The 13,794-nt window shown below is 60.0% G+C and carries 15 protein-coding genes; 7 read left to right on the top strand and 8 right to left on the bottom strand.

The features are described from left to right. Positions 1-3 precede the first annotated feature (3 nt). The 4 genes from ACR3E4_RS14890 to ACR3E4_RS14875 form a co-directional block, all read right to left on the bottom strand. Positions 4-273, bottom strand: a complete 270-nt coding sequence (locus tag ACR3E4_RS14890) for a DksA/TraR family C4-type zinc finger protein (RefSeq protein WP_480532961.1) — start codon at positions 271-273, stop codon at positions 4-6. 56 nt (positions 274-329) lie between these two features. Beyond that, positions 330-1,304 (bottom strand): Gfo/Idh/MocA family protein, encoded by a 975-nt coding sequence (locus ACR3E4_RS14885; protein ID WP_480532963.1) that lies wholly within the window; start codon positions 1,302-1,304, stop codon positions 330-332. A gap of 149 nt (positions 1,305-1,453) precedes the next feature. Continuing rightward, positions 1,454-2,350, bottom strand: coding sequence for an RNA polymerase sigma factor RpoH (gene rpoH / locus ACR3E4_RS14880; protein ID WP_480532965.1), 897 nt, complete (start codon positions 2,348-2,350; stop codon positions 1,454-1,456). Positions 2,351-2,497: 147 nt separating this feature from the next. After that, on the bottom strand, positions 2,498-3,532 hold the full coding sequence (locus tag ACR3E4_RS14875) for an RluA family pseudouridine synthase (RefSeq protein ID WP_480532967.1): 1,035 nt from the start codon (positions 3,530-3,532) through the stop codon (positions 2,498-2,500). On the opposite strand from ACR3E4_RS14875, the gene ACR3E4_RS14870 reads away from it, so the two are divergent. Further along, the gene (locus ACR3E4_RS14870; RefSeq protein ID WP_480532969.1) at positions 3,531-3,833 is read left to right on the top strand and encodes a DUF6476 family protein; all 303 of its coding nucleotides are present in this window, start codon (positions 3,531-3,533) and stop codon (positions 3,831-3,833) included. The two genes, ACR3E4_RS14875 and ACR3E4_RS14870, sit on opposite strands and share 2 nt — an antisense overlap. Here ACR3E4_RS14870 and nagA read toward each other — a convergent pair. The 4 genes from nagA to ACR3E4_RS14850 are packed head-to-tail and all read right to left on the bottom strand — an operon-like array spanning position 3,830 to position 7,619. After that, positions 3,830-4,951 (bottom strand): N-acetylglucosamine-6-phosphate deacetylase, encoded by a 1,122-nt coding sequence (gene nagA, locus ACR3E4_RS14865; protein ID WP_480532971.1) that lies wholly within the window; start codon positions 4,949-4,951, stop codon positions 3,830-3,832. The genes ACR3E4_RS14870 and nagA overlap by 4 nt on opposite strands. Then, positions 4,948-5,976 carry an SIS domain-containing protein gene (locus ACR3E4_RS14860; protein ID WP_480532976.1) on the bottom strand — a complete coding sequence of 343 codons (1,029 nt, stop codon included), beginning with the start codon at positions 5,974-5,976 and terminating at the stop codon, positions 4,948-4,950. Before ACR3E4_RS14860 ends, nagA begins: the two co-directional genes overlap by 4 nt. 13 nt (positions 5,977-5,989) lie before the next feature. After that, the gene (locus tag ACR3E4_RS14855) at positions 5,990-6,745 is read right to left on the bottom strand and encodes a GntR family transcriptional regulator (RefSeq protein WP_480532978.1); all 756 of its coding nucleotides are present in this window, start codon (positions 6,743-6,745) and stop codon (positions 5,990-5,992) included. Further along, entirely contained in the window at positions 6,732-7,619 is an 888-nt protein-coding gene (locus tag ACR3E4_RS14850; protein ID WP_480532980.1) for a glucosamine kinase nucleotide-binding domain-containing protein, read from the bottom strand. The genes ACR3E4_RS14855 and ACR3E4_RS14850 overlap by 14 nt, the downstream gene beginning before the upstream one ends. A 147-nt stretch (positions 7,620-7,766) precedes the next feature. On the opposite strand from ACR3E4_RS14850, the gene ACR3E4_RS14845 reads away from it, so the two are divergent. From ACR3E4_RS14845 to ACR3E4_RS14820, 6 genes are all read left to right on the top strand, one after another. Further along, a complete protein-coding gene (locus tag ACR3E4_RS14845; protein ID WP_480532982.1) occupies positions 7,767-8,690 on the top strand; it encodes an N-acetylmuramic acid 6-phosphate etherase in 924 nt (307 codons plus the stop codon). After that, the gene (locus ACR3E4_RS14840; RefSeq protein ID WP_480532984.1) at positions 8,687-9,937 is read left to right on the top strand and encodes an ABC transporter substrate-binding protein; all 1,251 of its coding nucleotides are present in this window, start codon (positions 8,687-8,689) and stop codon (positions 9,935-9,937) included. The genes ACR3E4_RS14845 and ACR3E4_RS14840 overlap by 4 nt, the downstream gene beginning before the upstream one ends. 67 nt (positions 9,938-10,004) lie before the next feature. After that, positions 10,005-10,919 (top strand): carbohydrate ABC transporter permease, encoded by a 915-nt coding sequence (locus tag ACR3E4_RS14835; RefSeq protein WP_039534942.1) that lies wholly within the window; start codon positions 10,005-10,007, stop codon positions 10,917-10,919. A 10-nt stretch (positions 10,920-10,929) separates the two neighbouring features. After that, positions 10,930-11,769 carry a carbohydrate ABC transporter permease gene (locus tag ACR3E4_RS14830; RefSeq protein WP_480532986.1) on the top strand — a complete coding sequence of 280 codons (840 nt, stop codon included), beginning with the start codon at positions 10,930-10,932 and terminating at the stop codon, positions 11,767-11,769. Continuing rightward, entirely contained in the window at positions 11,766-12,800 is a 1,035-nt protein-coding gene (locus tag ACR3E4_RS14825) for a Gfo/Idh/MocA family protein (protein WP_480532988.1), read from the top strand. Before ACR3E4_RS14830 ends, ACR3E4_RS14825 begins: the two co-directional genes overlap by 4 nt. After that, entirely contained in the window at positions 12,797-13,792 is a 996-nt protein-coding gene (locus ACR3E4_RS14820) for an ABC transporter ATP-binding protein (RefSeq protein WP_480532990.1), read from the top strand. Before ACR3E4_RS14825 ends, ACR3E4_RS14820 begins: the two co-directional genes overlap by 4 nt. Positions 13,793-13,794: the final 2 nt, after the last annotated feature.

Here is a 13,794-nt window from a genome sequence, read left to right as displayed (position 1 = left end):
GCGTTACTTCAGCTGGCTATCCTTCGATCCGCGCCGATTTATCCCACCACGGGCCTTGAAACTGCTGTCACGCTCCTGCTGGCAGTCCAGGCATAGCTTGACACCTGGCAGAGCGGCGCGGCGTTTCTCGGGAATCGGTTCTTCGCATTCGGCGCAATGGGTCAGGCTTTCGCCGACAGGGCGCTTTTGCGCCTGCATCCGCGCCAGTTCGTCGGATATTGACGCTTCGATCTGTTCGCTTACCGCGCCGTCGCGCGCCCAACCGCCCGCCATGGAACCCTCCTGATCCGGTCAGAGCAGAATAATCGAGACGTCCCGTCCGTGGCAAGTTACAGCGATATGGCGCTGTCAAAGACCTGATCGATCACCTCTTGTGTGCCGCGTGCGAATTCAAGCGGATAGGGATATTCGGCCCCGTCCCGCACCGTCCGGCAGAATGCTTCAACCTGCAGCTTATAGTGATCATCGCCGGGAAAACGGGTCACCTGAACCTCAAGCCCCGGGCGATGCAGTTCAACCCGCGCTTCGCCAAAGACCCGCGCATTGAAGGGCGCGGTCAGACGGATCACACCGCCTTCGCCATGAAACTCCATCTCTTGATGCGGGTGCATCCGGGTCGAAACATAGGCCGAATAGGTAAAGCCCGGAAACTGCGCGCGAATTTCGGTGAAAACGTCGACATCATTCTCCCACCGGATCGCACCGCTGACAACGGCCGGCTCTTGCCCGGTGGCATATCGCGCGCTGCCGATCACGTAGACGCCAATGTCGCGCAACCCGCCCCCGCCGGTTTCCGGTCGGTTGCGAATGTTATGCGTATCGGCACGGTTGTCGTAGCTGAAGACGCCGGTCACATGCACAAGCTTGCCGATCGCCCCGTCCGAGATCAGCTTGCGGGCCAGCTGCCATTGCGGGTGATGCACGATCATATAGGCCTCGGCCGCCAGCAACCTGGTCTGATCCCGCTTGGCGATCAACAGGTCGAACTCACCGGCCCGCATCGTCATCGGTTTTTCGCACAGCACATGCTTGCCTGCGTCCAGTGCCTCAAGGCTCCATTCAACGTGCAGATGATTGGGCAACGGGATGTAGACCGCGTCGATGCCGGGATCGGCCAGCAAGTCATCGTAGCTTTGATAAACGCTGAGATCGGGACAAAATGTCTGAAACGGTTCGGCCTTGGCCCGGTCTGAGGTCGCCAACCCGGCAAGGCGCGCGCCGTCAGCGGCGTGGATGGCAGGGCCCATCTGTTGACGGGCGAATTTCGAGGCCCCCAGAATGCCCCACTGAACCGGCTTTTGCATGAATGCCCCCTCGCCCATACTTCGTTAGCGCTATCGTATCCTTATCAGCACAGATCCACTCTGTCATGCCCATCGGTATTGATCTGGCGCAGGAAAAACCGGCCTGACAAGTATCAGACCGGTATTCAGAGTTCGGCAGAGCGGACGGATCAAACCGAGCCCAGCATGCCCTTCTCTCGCGCCAGTTCACGCATCTTTTTCTGCAGTTTCTCAAACGCGCGCACTTCGATCTGGCGAATACGCTCGCGGCTGACATTGTACTGCGTGCTGAGTTCCTCAAGCGTGACCGGCTGATCCATCAACCGGCGTTGGGTCAGAATGTCCTTTTCCCGATCATTCAGCACATCCAGCGCAGCGGCGAGCAACTCGCGCCGGGCCTCAAGCTCATCGCGCGCCTCATAATCACCAGCCTGGTCGGCATCCTCGTCCTCCAACCAGTCCTGCCATTGCATGGTGCCTTCGCCTTCGGACCCGACGGTCGCGTTCAGCGAGGCATCGCCCCCGGACATCCGGCGGTTCATGCTGATTACTTCATCCTCGGTCACGCCGAGGTCTTCCGCAATTCTGGCGACGTTTTCAGGGCGCAGATCGCCCTCTTCCAACGCACCGATACGGGCCTTGGCCTTGCGCAGATTGAAGAACAGCTTCTTCTGCGCCGAGGTCGTGCCCAGCTTCACCATCGACCACGACCGCAGGACATATTCCTGGATCGAGGCGCGAATCCACCACATGGCATAGGTCGCCAGACGGAAGCCCTTTTCGGGGTCGAACTTTTTGACCGCCTGCATCAGGCCCACATTAGCCTCGGAAATCACCTCGGCCTGCGGCAGGCCATAGCCGCGATACCCCATGGCGATCTTGGCCGCCAGACGCAGGTGCGACGTGACCATCTTATGCGCAGCCTCGGTATCCTGTTCCTCGACCCAGCGCTTGGCCAGCATATATTCTTCCTCCGGCTCCAGCAGGGGAAACTTGCGAATCTCCTGCATATAGCGGTTCAGACCACCCTCGGGTGTCGGTGCCGGAAGATTTGAGTAATTTGCCATTTATTTCTGCCCCTTGGACAAATGTTTAAGCCCTTAACATGGGATATGGGTACCAGACCCGATACATTCAAGAGGATCAGTTACCAGTCTGAAATTAACCTGATGTAAAGAAAAGCTAAAATTGGCCAAATCACAAGCCTTTGCGTTTTATGTCACTGGCTCCCGCAACGCGGTAAGCAGGTCTTCCATATCCGTGGGCAGCGGCGCCTCAAAGCGCAGCATCTGACCCGAGACCGGGTGTTCAAAGCCCAAAACGGCAGCATGCAGCGCCTGCCGCGGGAAGATCCGCACGGCCTCGGCGGCCTCGGGCGCAAAGGCGCGTGCGGCCAGTTTGCGTTTGCCGCCATAGACAGGATCGCCGATCAGGCTGTGCCCCGCATGGGCCATGTGGACCCGGATTTGGTGGGTACGGCCGGTCTCAAGCCAGCACTCGATCAACGAGATGCCTCCGGGCGCGCCAAAAACCTCAACGATCCGCGCCCGCGTCACTGCGTGGCGGCCACCGTGAAACAGCACGGCCTGCCTTTGCCGGTCGGTTTTGTGCCGCGCCAGTTGCGTGGTCAGGCGCATGATGTTGCCCGGCTCAAAACTGACACCTTTTATCCCCCGCAAGCGGGGATCATTGGCATCGGGCACACCATAGCAAACGGCCCGGTAATAGCGTTCGACGCTATGCGCCTCGAACTGAGCGGCGAGCCCATGATGCGCCGCGTCCGACTTGGCTACCACCAGAAGGCCGCTGGTTTCCTTGTCGATCCGGTGCACGATACCCGGACGTTTGACGCCCCCCACACCCGAGAGATCATCGCCGCAGTGATGCAGCAGCGCATTGACCAGCGTCCCGTTCGGAGAGCCCGGCGCAGGATGCACCACCATCCCCGCAGGCTTGTTGATCACAATCAGGTCATCATCCTCATAGACGACATCCAGCGGGATATCCTCGGGGCCGATATGGCTGTCTTCGGCCTCGGCCACGGTGATCCCGACCTGCGCACCCTCGGCAATCCGGGCCTTGGGGTCATTGACAATCGAACCATTGACCGTCACCGCGCCATCGCCGATCAGGCGGGTCAGCCGGGTGCGCGACAGGTTCTCTTCCGCTGGCACATCCCGCGCAAGCGCCTTATCAAGGCGGGGCGGCGGAGCGGCCGCAATGTGAAACTCTATCAGGCGGGTGCCCATGACTGTCCCTTCCGAACCTCAGGAACCGCAGGAAACACCGCAGCTGCGACTGCTGCGGCGCATGGTCATGCTGTTGACCGCGGTAATGATTGGCGGGGTTCTAGTGACATTTGCCCTGATTGTCATCCGCCTATCGGACCGCACCCCGACCCTGCCGGATCAGATCGAATTGCCCGATGGCGCACGCGCTCAGGCCCTGACCATCGGCGGCAACTGGTATGCGGTTGTGACCGACGACAATCGCATCCTGATCTTCGACAAGACGACCGGAAAACAGCGTCAGGAAATTGCGCTGGATTAAACCGGACGCGCTTTGCTTAAGTCAGGGGCAATCCGAATTGTGTCTCCGAGCGTCATGGGTGCGGGATCAGCGTCGATCAACCGGGCGGGAACGCTCGTGGCCGCAGCCAATGCATCGGCCAAGGGAACACCCACCTCTTGCGTCAGCACCCTGACCGCTGTGGTCAGGTCAAGATCGGCCCCGGCCAGTGTGCCATCCTGCAGCGTCAACCTGCCCTGCTCTCGACGGATAAGCCGCCCTTCCAAGCGGAATTCCTGCAGATCAGTGCCTGCGACGGCCATCGCGTCGCTGACAAGGAAAATCTGACCGGGGCCGCGTTTGGCTGCAAAAGCGGTGCGCATTGATTCAGGATGGACGTGCACGGTATCCGCGATCAAACCGGACGAAAGGTCTCCGCTGGACAAGACCGCGCCGACCAGACCGGGTTCGCGGCTGCCAAACTGGCTCATCGCATTGAACAGATGTGTCGCGCAGCGCGCGCCAGCCTTTGCATAAGCCATACAAATGTCGAAGGGCGCATCGGTGTGGCCAAGTGAGACGATTACACCGGCCCGGGTCAGAGCCTCAACCTGATCAACCGTCACATTTTCGGGCGCCAGAGTGATCATGAGGGCGGGCAACGCGCGGGCCGCCGCCAGATATTGGTCAAGGTCGCGATCCTGCATCGGGCGGATCAGGGCACCATCATGTGCCCCCTTTCGCTTGACTGAAAGATGCGGCCCTTCAAGGTGCAAGCCCGCAATGCCGGGAACCCCACGCTGAGCAGCCTCGGTCGCGGCCTCAATGGCGGCGGTGGTTTTTTCGGGCGTGTCGGTGATCAGCGTCGGCAGGATCGACACCGCCCCCAATCCGCGATGCGCCTCCGCGATCCGCTGCAGGGTTGCGACCGAGGGATCATCGTTGAACATCACACCGGCCCCACCGTTCACTTGCAGATCGACGTAACCGGGGCTGAGGATATCGCCGGAAAGGTCCTCGATCTCGGTGTCAGACGGCAGATCGGCCCTCGGCACGATTGCATCAAGCACACCATCGACGAACCGTGCGGCGTGGTCGGCAAACAGGGCCTCTCCGTCAAAGATCGGGCCGCCCGCGAAGGTGATGGTCGGCACGCTCATACCGTTTCCGTCACTTTGCGCAGGTGGCGCGGGGTGTCGGGATTGATGCCGCGACCCGTGGCGACGGTTTCGACCATGCCATAGAAAGACGCGATCGACGCAACGGGGTCGGTCATCCAATGCGCTGTCCGGACATGCGGTAACGAGACCGCATCCTTCACGCGGTCGGTCGTTGCAAAGACCTTCGCGCCTTTGGCGGCCAGCGCGTCGGCAACCTCGGCAATATTGGCCTCGGCCGCGTCGCCCGAGGAAATCGCGAGCACCGGAAAGCCCTGATCCACGATGGAGACCGGCCCGTGCAGCACCTCGGCGGACGAATAGCTTTCGGCGTGAATCTGGCAGGTCTCTTTGAATTTCAGCGCGGCCTCGTTCGAAATGGCCCAGGATGTCCCACGCCCCAACGTATACAGCGACTGGCCGTTGATCGCCTCGACCACACTGCCCCAATCACAGGTGATGGCTTGCGCCAGATCTTCGGGCAGCTTGCGGATCGCCGACAGCAATGCACCATCGCCCTTCACCTCAGCCAGCAGCCACAGCCCTGCAACCAGCGAAGTGACGAAGGTCTTGGTCGCCGCCACGCTCAGTTCCGGCCCCGCATGGATGGGCAGCGCGGCCGAGGCCACACCTGCCAGCGCCGATTCCGTGTTGTTTGTAATCGCAACCGAATAGGCTCCGCCCTGCGTCAGCGATTGGGTCAAGCGCACGATATCGGGGCTTTGGCCAGATTGCGAAACCGAGATACACAGCGCGCCGGGGCAACGCATATCCACACCATAGATCGATTTGACGCTTGGACCGACCGAAGCCATTGGCAGCCCCAGCAACAGTTCCGAAGCGTATTTCAGATAACTGCAGGCATGATCGGATGACCCCCGCGCGACCGAGATCAGAAAACTTGGATCATGCGCCCGGACCGCTTTCGCAGCCTGTTCGATTGTCTCTGCACCATTGGTCAAAAGACGATCAACCGCGTGCGGTATCTCGTTGATTTCATGACGCATTTGCGTGTTTGAAGCGGACATCGCACGCGGCCTTTCAGTTTGACAGACGCAGCTCTGCCACGAAATCGTAGGCATCGCCGTGATAGATGGATCGGGTGAGTTCCGCGACACGCCCGCTTTCCAGGTAGGACGTGCGCTGAATGCGCAGCCCGGCGGTACCTTCGGCAACCTCCAGCAGGCGCGCCTCGGGGGCTTCCAGGTTGATGGCCGAGATTTTCTGGATCGCGCGCACCGGGCGATGGCCCGACTGTTCCAGAAACGCATAGAGCGAACCTGTGACCTCGGTCGGGTTGGGCAGGATATCCAGCGGCAGCGCCGCGCGTTCCAACGCCATCGGGCGCCCTCCGGCGGCGCGCAAACGGTGGATGCGGGCGACCTGATCATTGGCCGACAGGCCCAGCGCCAGCATCTCATCCGGCGACGGCAGGAATATCCCCCGCTCCAGCCAGGTCGAGGTCGTCTCGAACCCGCGCCGCTCCATGTCCTCGGTGAACGAGGTGAGGTGCGACAGCGACTGTTCGACCCGCGTGACCGGTTCCCGCACGAATGAACCCGAGCCCTGCCGCTGTTCGATCGTACCCTTGCGCACCAGCTCCTGAATGGCCTTGCGCACAGTGACACGGGACAAGTCGGTGATTTCTGCGATCTCACGCTCGGGCGGAAGCGAGCTGTTGGGCGGCAGAATACCTTCCGCGATCCCCTGCTCAAGCCGTTGACGCAACTGCACATAACGCGGACCGGCGGTCTGTCCCAACCAACCTTCGGGCCTCAGGAAATCAGCAACGCTCATGTTCGATCTCCTCCTTGAAGGCGTGGGCCAGCGCGATTGCACCCGACAGCGGGTCACCTGATGGCTGTATCAAGTCCCGCCGCATGGGGTCTGGCAGATAGGCGGCATAATGCGGCCCGATTCCCCCGGTCAGACAGATCCGAAGGCCCGGTGCCCAGCCCATCTTTTCCATCCGATCCCGCAAATAGTCCGCGCCCGCCTGCATGATTGACGCCGCATGTTCATCCCCCTGCCCGGCAAGATGTGTAACGACAGGTGCCAGAGCGCCGAATTCAGTCGGGGACAGGACGGAGGCGGCTTCGACGATGCCAGCCGTCCCGTTGAACCGAGACAAAAGCTGCGCCGTCAGTTCGGACGATGCACACAGCCCATCGGCACAGTCCAACACGCGGGACAATGCCTGCCGACCAACCCATTGGGCCGAGGCCTGATCCCCCAGAGCCGGCCCCCAGCCCCCGGCAAAACGCGCGCGCCCATCGCGCTGCGCCGCCAGGAATGACCCGGTGCCGCAATGGGCCACAAACCCGTCATCCGGCCCCAACGCCCCGCGCAGGGCCGACGGCCTGTCATCCTCGATCCGCACATGCGCAAATGGCAGCGCCTGTGCAAGGCGATCCGCAATGACCGGCCCGGTGATCCCTGCCAGCCCCAGATACGCGGGCACCTTGGCAATTTGAATCTGGTCAATACCGGCCTGACCTCGAACGGCAGTAAGGCCCCGCATCAGTTCGGCGCAGGCGGCTTCAAAATCAGTCGACACATTCGCCGCTCCGACTTCGACCTGCCAGACCCGCCCACCAGTAGACAACGCAAGGCGACACCGCGTGCCACCCCCATCGACTGCCAGAGCAAGTGTATCGGAAGAAAGAGTCATGAAAATACCTTTACAATACCTTTTTCACATTTAGAAGACCCAAATGAAACCAAAGCTGCAATTATTCCCCAAATATGGCGCCTAAAATAAAATGGTAGACTAATGGTATCTAAAAGGTATGATACTGAGACACCGGGGGAGAATCACTTGAACACACCAGTGACAGAACAGCTGCATCAGGATGCGATCGGACTCGACGCACGCCCGCTGGCGGAAGTTGCCGCGCTTCTGGCTCAATCCCAGGCCGCCGCCGCCTCTGCGCCTTTGACCGCTGCGGAACCAATCTGCGCCGGAGCGCTCGCCATGACCGAAACAATCCGGGCAGGTGGCATTCTGCGTTACCTGGCTGCGGGCTCTTCCGGTCTGATGGCTGCAGCGGACGCGCTGGAGCTTGGCGGTACATTCTCGATCCCCGCTGACCAAATTCGCATTCACATGGCTGGTGGCCTGCCGTCCGGTGTGGAAATGCCCGGAGGTGTCGAGGATATCTCGGCCACCCTATCGGATGAACTTGCCGATCTGTCCACCAAGGACACGCTGATCGCCGTCTCGGCCAGCGGGACAACCCCCTACACCATCGCAGCCGCCCGGATCGCACGTAACAAGGGCGTTACAGTCATCGGAATCGCCAACAACGCGGGAACCGAGCTTTTGCAATTGTCGGATCACGCCATCCATTTGCCAACGCCACCCGAACTGGTTTCCGGATCGACCCGGATGGGGGCAGGCACCGCGCAGAAAATCGCGCTGAACATGCTGTCGACCCTGATGGCAATGCAACTGGGGCATATTCAGGACGGCATGATGATCAACCTGCGCGCAGACAATGACAAGCTGCGCGCCCGCGCCAACGGAATCGTGTGCCAATTGACGGGCGTCCGCCCCGAACTGGCCGCATCGGCGCTGACGGCAGCGGATGGCAACTTAAAGTGCGCGGCCCTGCTGGCGGCGGGCGCTGCGACACGGGACGCAGCGCAGGCGATGCTGCGCGACACCAATGATCACCTCCGCCCTGCGCTGGAGCGAATTATGCAAAACCAAGAAACCATCAACCTGGGAGACACCAAATGACACGCAAAGTTCTGAGCCTTGCCTTAATGAGCACGGCGCTGGTCACAAGCGCCTATGCGCAAGAGGCCACGCTGACCATCGAAAGCTGGCGTAACGACGATCTGGCCTTGTGGCAGGAAAAGATCATTCCGGCGTTCGAGGCCGAGCACCCCGGCATCAAAGTGATCTTCTCACCCTCCGCTCCGGCTGAATACAACGCCGTGCTGAACTCGAAACTCGAGGCCGGATCGGCTGGTGATCTGATCACGTGCCGCCCGTTTGATGCTTCGCTGGCGCTGTATGAAGGCGGACATCTGACCGATCTGTCCGATCTGGAGGCGATGGGCAATTTCTCGGACGTTGCGAAATCAGCATGGCAGACAGATGACGGATCGGCCAGCTTCTGCGTACCGATGGCGTCGGTGATCCACGGCTTTATCTATAATAAGGACGCCTTCAACGAGTTGGGCATCGAAGCCCCCACCACCGAAGCGGAGTTTTTTGCCGCGTTGGACAAGATCAAAGAAGACGGCACCTATATCCCGATGGCGATGGGCACCAATGATCAGTGGGAAGCCGCGACAATGGGCTATAACAACATCGGCCCGAACTATTGGAAGGGTGAAGAAGGCCGTCAGGCACTGATCAAGGGCGAGCAAAAGCTGACCGATCCTCAGTGGGTTGCGCCATATGCGACCCTCGCCAAGTGGGCCGACTATCTCGGTGACGGGTATGAGGCACAGACCTATCCCGACAGCCAGAATCTGTTCACGCTGGGCCGCGCCGCGGTTTATCCGGCAGGTAGCTGGGAGATTTCGGGTTTCAATACACAGGCCGATTTCGAAATGGGCGCATTCAAGCCGCCAGTCCAGAACGCGGGCGACACCTGCTATATCTCGGATCACACCGATATCGGCATCGGTATGAACGCCGCGAGCGAAAATCAGGAAGCTGCACGCACCTTCCTGGCCTGGGTCGCCAGCCCCGAATTCGCCAGCATCTTTGGCAATGCCCTGCCCGGCTTCTTCCCGCTCTCCAGCACTCCGGTTGAATTGGAAGACCCATTGGCCAAGGAAATCGTCGGCTGGCGTGAGGAATGCGAAAGCACGATCCGCTCGACCTACCAAATCCTGTCGCGCGGCACGCCGAACCTGGAAAACGAGACCTGGGGTGCATCCGTTGCAGCCATCAAGGGTGCCGAGACACCCGAAGCGCTGGGTCAGCAACTGCAAGACGGTCTGGCCAGCTGGTACGCACCGCATCAGTAACACCCAGGCCACTCACACCGGACGCGGCCACCGCGTCGCGTCCGAACCTTTTTCCCCGGAGATTCCCATGCAGACCCGCCGCATACGCTGGCACATTGCCGTTTTCCTCGCCCCTGCGGTGTTGGTCTATACGGCGGTGATGATCTTCCCCTTGTTCAACACTCTGCGCCTCGCACTGTTCACCGAGGTCGATCAGACACGTATCTACGTGGGCCTGCAGAATTTCCGCACCCTATTCTTCGATCCAATCTGGTCCGAGCAGTTCTGGAACGCTTTGGGCAACAACTTCTGGTTCTTCCTGATCCACATGCTGGTGCAGAACCCGATTGGCATCGCACTCGCTGCACTACTTTCGCATCCCCGCCTGCGGTTTGCAGCGCTCTACCGGTCCGCGATTTTCATTCCGACCATTCTGAGCTTTGTCATTGTCGGATTCGCGTGGAAATTAATCTTGTCCCCGCTTTGGGGCATTGCACCTTCGATGCTGGACGCAGTTGGTCTTAAGTCTCTGTTTGCACCATGGCTGGGCAAGGAAGAATACGCGCTGACGACACTGGCACTTGTCTCGGTCTGGCAATTCGTCGGCATCCCGATGATGTTGATCTATGCCGCCCTGCTGTCGATCCCCGAAGAGATCCTTGAGGCCGGAGAAATAGACGGCATCACCGGAGCCTCGGCATTCTGGAAGATCAAACTGCCGTTGATCATTCCTTCAATCGGAATCATCTCAATCCTGACTTTTGTAGGCAATTTCAACGCATTCGACCTGATCTACGTCTCGCAAGGCGCGCTGGCAGGGCCGGATTTCTCAACTGATATTCTGGGCACCTTCATGTACCGCACCTTCTTTGGCTTCCAGCTGCAACTGGGCGACCCGCATATGGGCTCCGCCATCGCTGGCGCCATGTTTGCCATCATCCTTGTGGGTGTCTGTATCTACCTCTTCGGCATCCAGACCCGGATGCGCCGGTATCAGCTGTGAGGATCGCCGGATGAACAAAGCACGCCATAACCCGCTGAACACGGCCGCCATGCATGGGGCGCTGATCCTCTACACATTGATCGCCCTCTTCCCGGTCTTCGTGATCATCATCAACAGCTTCAAAACGCGCCGCTCGATTTTCCGCGAGCCACTCGCCCTGCCCGATTCCGAAAGCTTCTCGCTGATCGGCTACCAGACGGTGATGAAACAAGGGGATTTCTTCCTCTACTTCCAGAACTCGCTGATCGTGACCGTGGTATCGCTGGCTTTTGTTCTGTTGTTCGGCGCAATGGCTGCTTTTGCGCTGAGCGAGTACAAGTTCAAGGGCAATACCCTGATGGGCCTCTATCTGGCGCTTGGGATCATGATCCCGATCCGCATCGGCACCGTTGCAATACTTGAGATGATGGTCGCAACCGGGTTGGTGAACACCCTCTGGGCCCTGATCCTTGTCTATACCGCTCAAGGTCTGCCGCTGGCTGTGTTCATCCTGTCCGAGTTCATGCGGCAGGTTTCGGACGATCTGAAAAACGCAGGTCGCGTCGACGGGTTGTCAGAATACACGATCTTCTTCCGATTGGTCCTGCCGCTGGTCCGCCCGGCCATGGCGACGGTCGCTGTGTTCAACATGATCCCGATCTGGAACGACCTCTGGTTCCCACTGATCCTCGCCCCATCTGAAGAGACCAAAACCCTGACGCTGGGCAGCCAGGTTTTCATCGGCCAGTTCGTCACCGACTGGAACGCGGTTCTGTCGGCGCTCAGCATGGCAATCCTGCCGGTGCTGGTGCTCTACGTCATCTTCTCGCGCCAGCTGATCCGGGGCATCACATCAGGAGCTGTCAAATGACCCGTGTTCTGATCGCCGGCCTCGGCAATATGGGCCTGAGCCACACCCTGGCCCATCACAATCATCCGGACGCGCAGATTGTTGGACTGGTGAACCGCTCCGGCCGTGTGGATCATCCTGATCTGTCAGCCTATCCGGCCTATTCCGATTTTCACGCTGCTCTGGCAGAGACGAACCCCGATCTGGTGGTGGTTGCCACCTATTCCGACAGCCATGCCGATTTCGCCTGCGCGGCAATGGAAGCCGGGGCACATGCGTTCGTGGAAAAACCACTGGCAACCACCGTGGCCGATGCCAAGCGCGTTGTTTCGAAAGCTATCGAGACCAACCGCAAATTGGTGATCGGCTACATCCTGCGGCATCACCCCTCATGGATGCGCCTGATATCCGAGGCGCGCGGTCTTGGCGGGCCGTATGTGTTCCGCCTGAACCTCAACCAGCAAAGCAGCGGGGCCGAGTGGGAAACGCACAAGGCGCTGATGCAGACCACCTCTCCCATCGTCGATTGCGGCGTCCATTATGTCGACGTGATGTGCCAGATCACTGACTCCGACCCCGTGCGCGTCCACGGCATGGGCCTACGCCTGAGCAACGAGATCGCCGAAGACATGTACAACTACGGCCAATTTCAGGTGGTCTTCAAGGATGGCTCTGTGGGCTGGTATGAGGCCGGTTGGGGCCCGATGATGTCCGAGACTGCGTTCTTCGTAAAAGACATCGTTTCGCCCAATGGCTCGGTCTCGATCACCGATGGCAATAAGGGCGCATCGGCGGATATCGACGGCCACACCAAGGTCGGTGGCCTTCTGATCCATCGCCCGGAAGGTGATACTCAAATCGATATGCCCGACGAGCCCGGCCATCAGGAGCTCTGCGATGCTGAGCAAGCCTATATGCTGCGCGCCATCGCCGAGGATATCGACCTGACCCGCCACATGAACGACGCCGTGCAATCGCTGGCCATCTGTCTGGCCGCGGACGAAAGCATCCGCACCGGCCAACCCATTTCGCTGAAAGAGGCTCACACATGACCGCCCTGACGCTTACGAACGTGAACAAATCCTTCGGCTCCGTCGAGGTTCTCAAGGATATCAATATCGAGGTGGAAGATGGCGAATTCGTCGTCTTCGTTGGGCCATCGGGCTGCGGCAAGTCCACCCTTCTGCGCGTGATCGCCGGTTTGGAAGACGTGACTTCGGGCGAAGTGCGCATTGGCGGCGAGCTGATGAACCTCACCCCTCCGTCGAAACGCGGCATCGCGATGGTGTTCCAGAGCTACGCGCTCTACCCCCATCTGAACGTGCGCAAGAACATGTCGCTGGCGCTGAAACAGGAAGGTCAGAGCAAACAGGTCATCGAAGAACGCGTCGCCAAAGCCAGTAAGATGCTGAACCTTGAGCCCTATATCGACCGCTACCCTTCGGAACTTTCCGGCGGCCAACGCCAGCGCGTCGCCATCGGTCGTGCCATCGTTCGCGAACCCAAACTGTTCCTGTTTGACGAGCCGCTGTCCAATCTGGATGCCGCTCTGCGTATGAACACTAGATTGGAAATCGCCAATCTGCACCAGCAGCTTGATGCCTCGATGATCTACGTCACCCACGACCAGACCGAGGCGATGACGCTGGCCGACAAGATCGTTGTCCTGCGCGACGGGCGCGTTGAACAGGTCGGCAGCCCGATGGAGCTGTATAACAACCCTGCCAACCAGTTCGTCGCGGGGTTCCTCGGAGCGCCGTCGATGAATTTCTTCCCGGCCAGCCTGTTAGGTGAAGGCGCAGACACCACCGTCGGCATCCGCCCGGAAGACCTGTTCCTGTCCGATGATGGCCCGATCACCGCGCATGTCACCCATGTTGAACACCTTGGCGGCGACACCAATGTAATCGCCAGAACGCAGGATCACCAGATCACCGCGCGTCTGTTCGGCCAACACAGCGTCACAACAGGTCAGACTGTCCGCATGGGCTATTCCTCCGACCGCACATATCGCTTTGATCCCGGTGGCGCGCGGATGACGTGAGG

It is taken from the genome of Ruegeria sp. AP11 (assembly GCF_056535865.1).
The sequence above is the reverse complement of the archived record's forward strand: the minus strand, read 5'-3'. Positions and strand labels throughout refer to the sequence as shown.

Coding starts and splice junctions, on each gene's coding strand:
- ACR3E4_RS14870 (WP_480532969.1), top strand. CDS start 3,531: ATGACTGTCCCTTCCGAACCTCAGGAACCGCAGGAAACACCGCAGCTG.
- ACR3E4_RS14890 (WP_480532961.1), bottom strand. CDS start 273: ATGGCGGGCGGTTGGGCGCGCGACGGCGCGGTAAGCGAACAGATCGAA.
- nagA (WP_480532971.1), bottom strand. CDS start 4,951: ATGAGCGTGCCGACCATCACCTTCGCGGGCGGCCCGATCTTTGACGGA.
- ACR3E4_RS14820 (WP_480532990.1), top strand. CDS start 12,797: ATGACCGCCCTGACGCTTACGAACGTGAACAAATCCTTCGGCTCCGTC.
- ACR3E4_RS14835 (WP_039534942.1), top strand. CDS start 10,005: ATGCAGACCCGCCGCATACGCTGGCACATTGCCGTTTTCCTCGCCCCT.
- rpoH (WP_480532965.1), bottom strand. CDS start 2,350: ATGGCAAATTACTCAAATCTTCCGGCACCGACACCCGAGGGTGGTCTG.
- ACR3E4_RS14830 (WP_480532986.1), top strand. CDS start 10,930: ATGAACAAAGCACGCCATAACCCGCTGAACACGGCCGCCATGCATGGG.
- ACR3E4_RS14885 (WP_480532963.1), bottom strand. CDS start 1,304: ATGCAAAAGCCGGTTCAGTGGGGCATTCTGGGGGCCTCGAAATTCGCC.
- ACR3E4_RS14840 (WP_480532984.1), top strand. CDS start 8,687: ATGACACGCAAAGTTCTGAGCCTTGCCTTAATGAGCACGGCGCTGGTC.
- ACR3E4_RS14875 (WP_480532967.1), bottom strand. CDS start 3,532: ATGGGCACCCGCCTGATAGAGTTTCACATTGCGGCCGCTCCGCCGCCC.
- ACR3E4_RS14825 (WP_480532988.1), top strand. CDS start 11,766: ATGACCCGTGTTCTGATCGCCGGCCTCGGCAATATGGGCCTGAGCCAC.
- ACR3E4_RS14855 (WP_480532978.1), bottom strand. CDS start 6,745: ATGAGCGTTGCTGATTTCCTGAGGCCCGAAGGTTGGTTGGGACAGACC.
- ACR3E4_RS14850 (WP_480532980.1), bottom strand. CDS start 7,619: ATGACTCTTTCTTCCGATACACTTGCTCTGGCAGTCGATGGGGGTGGC.
- ACR3E4_RS14860 (WP_480532976.1), bottom strand. CDS start 5,976: ATGTCCGCTTCAAACACGCAAATGCGTCATGAAATCAACGAGATACCG.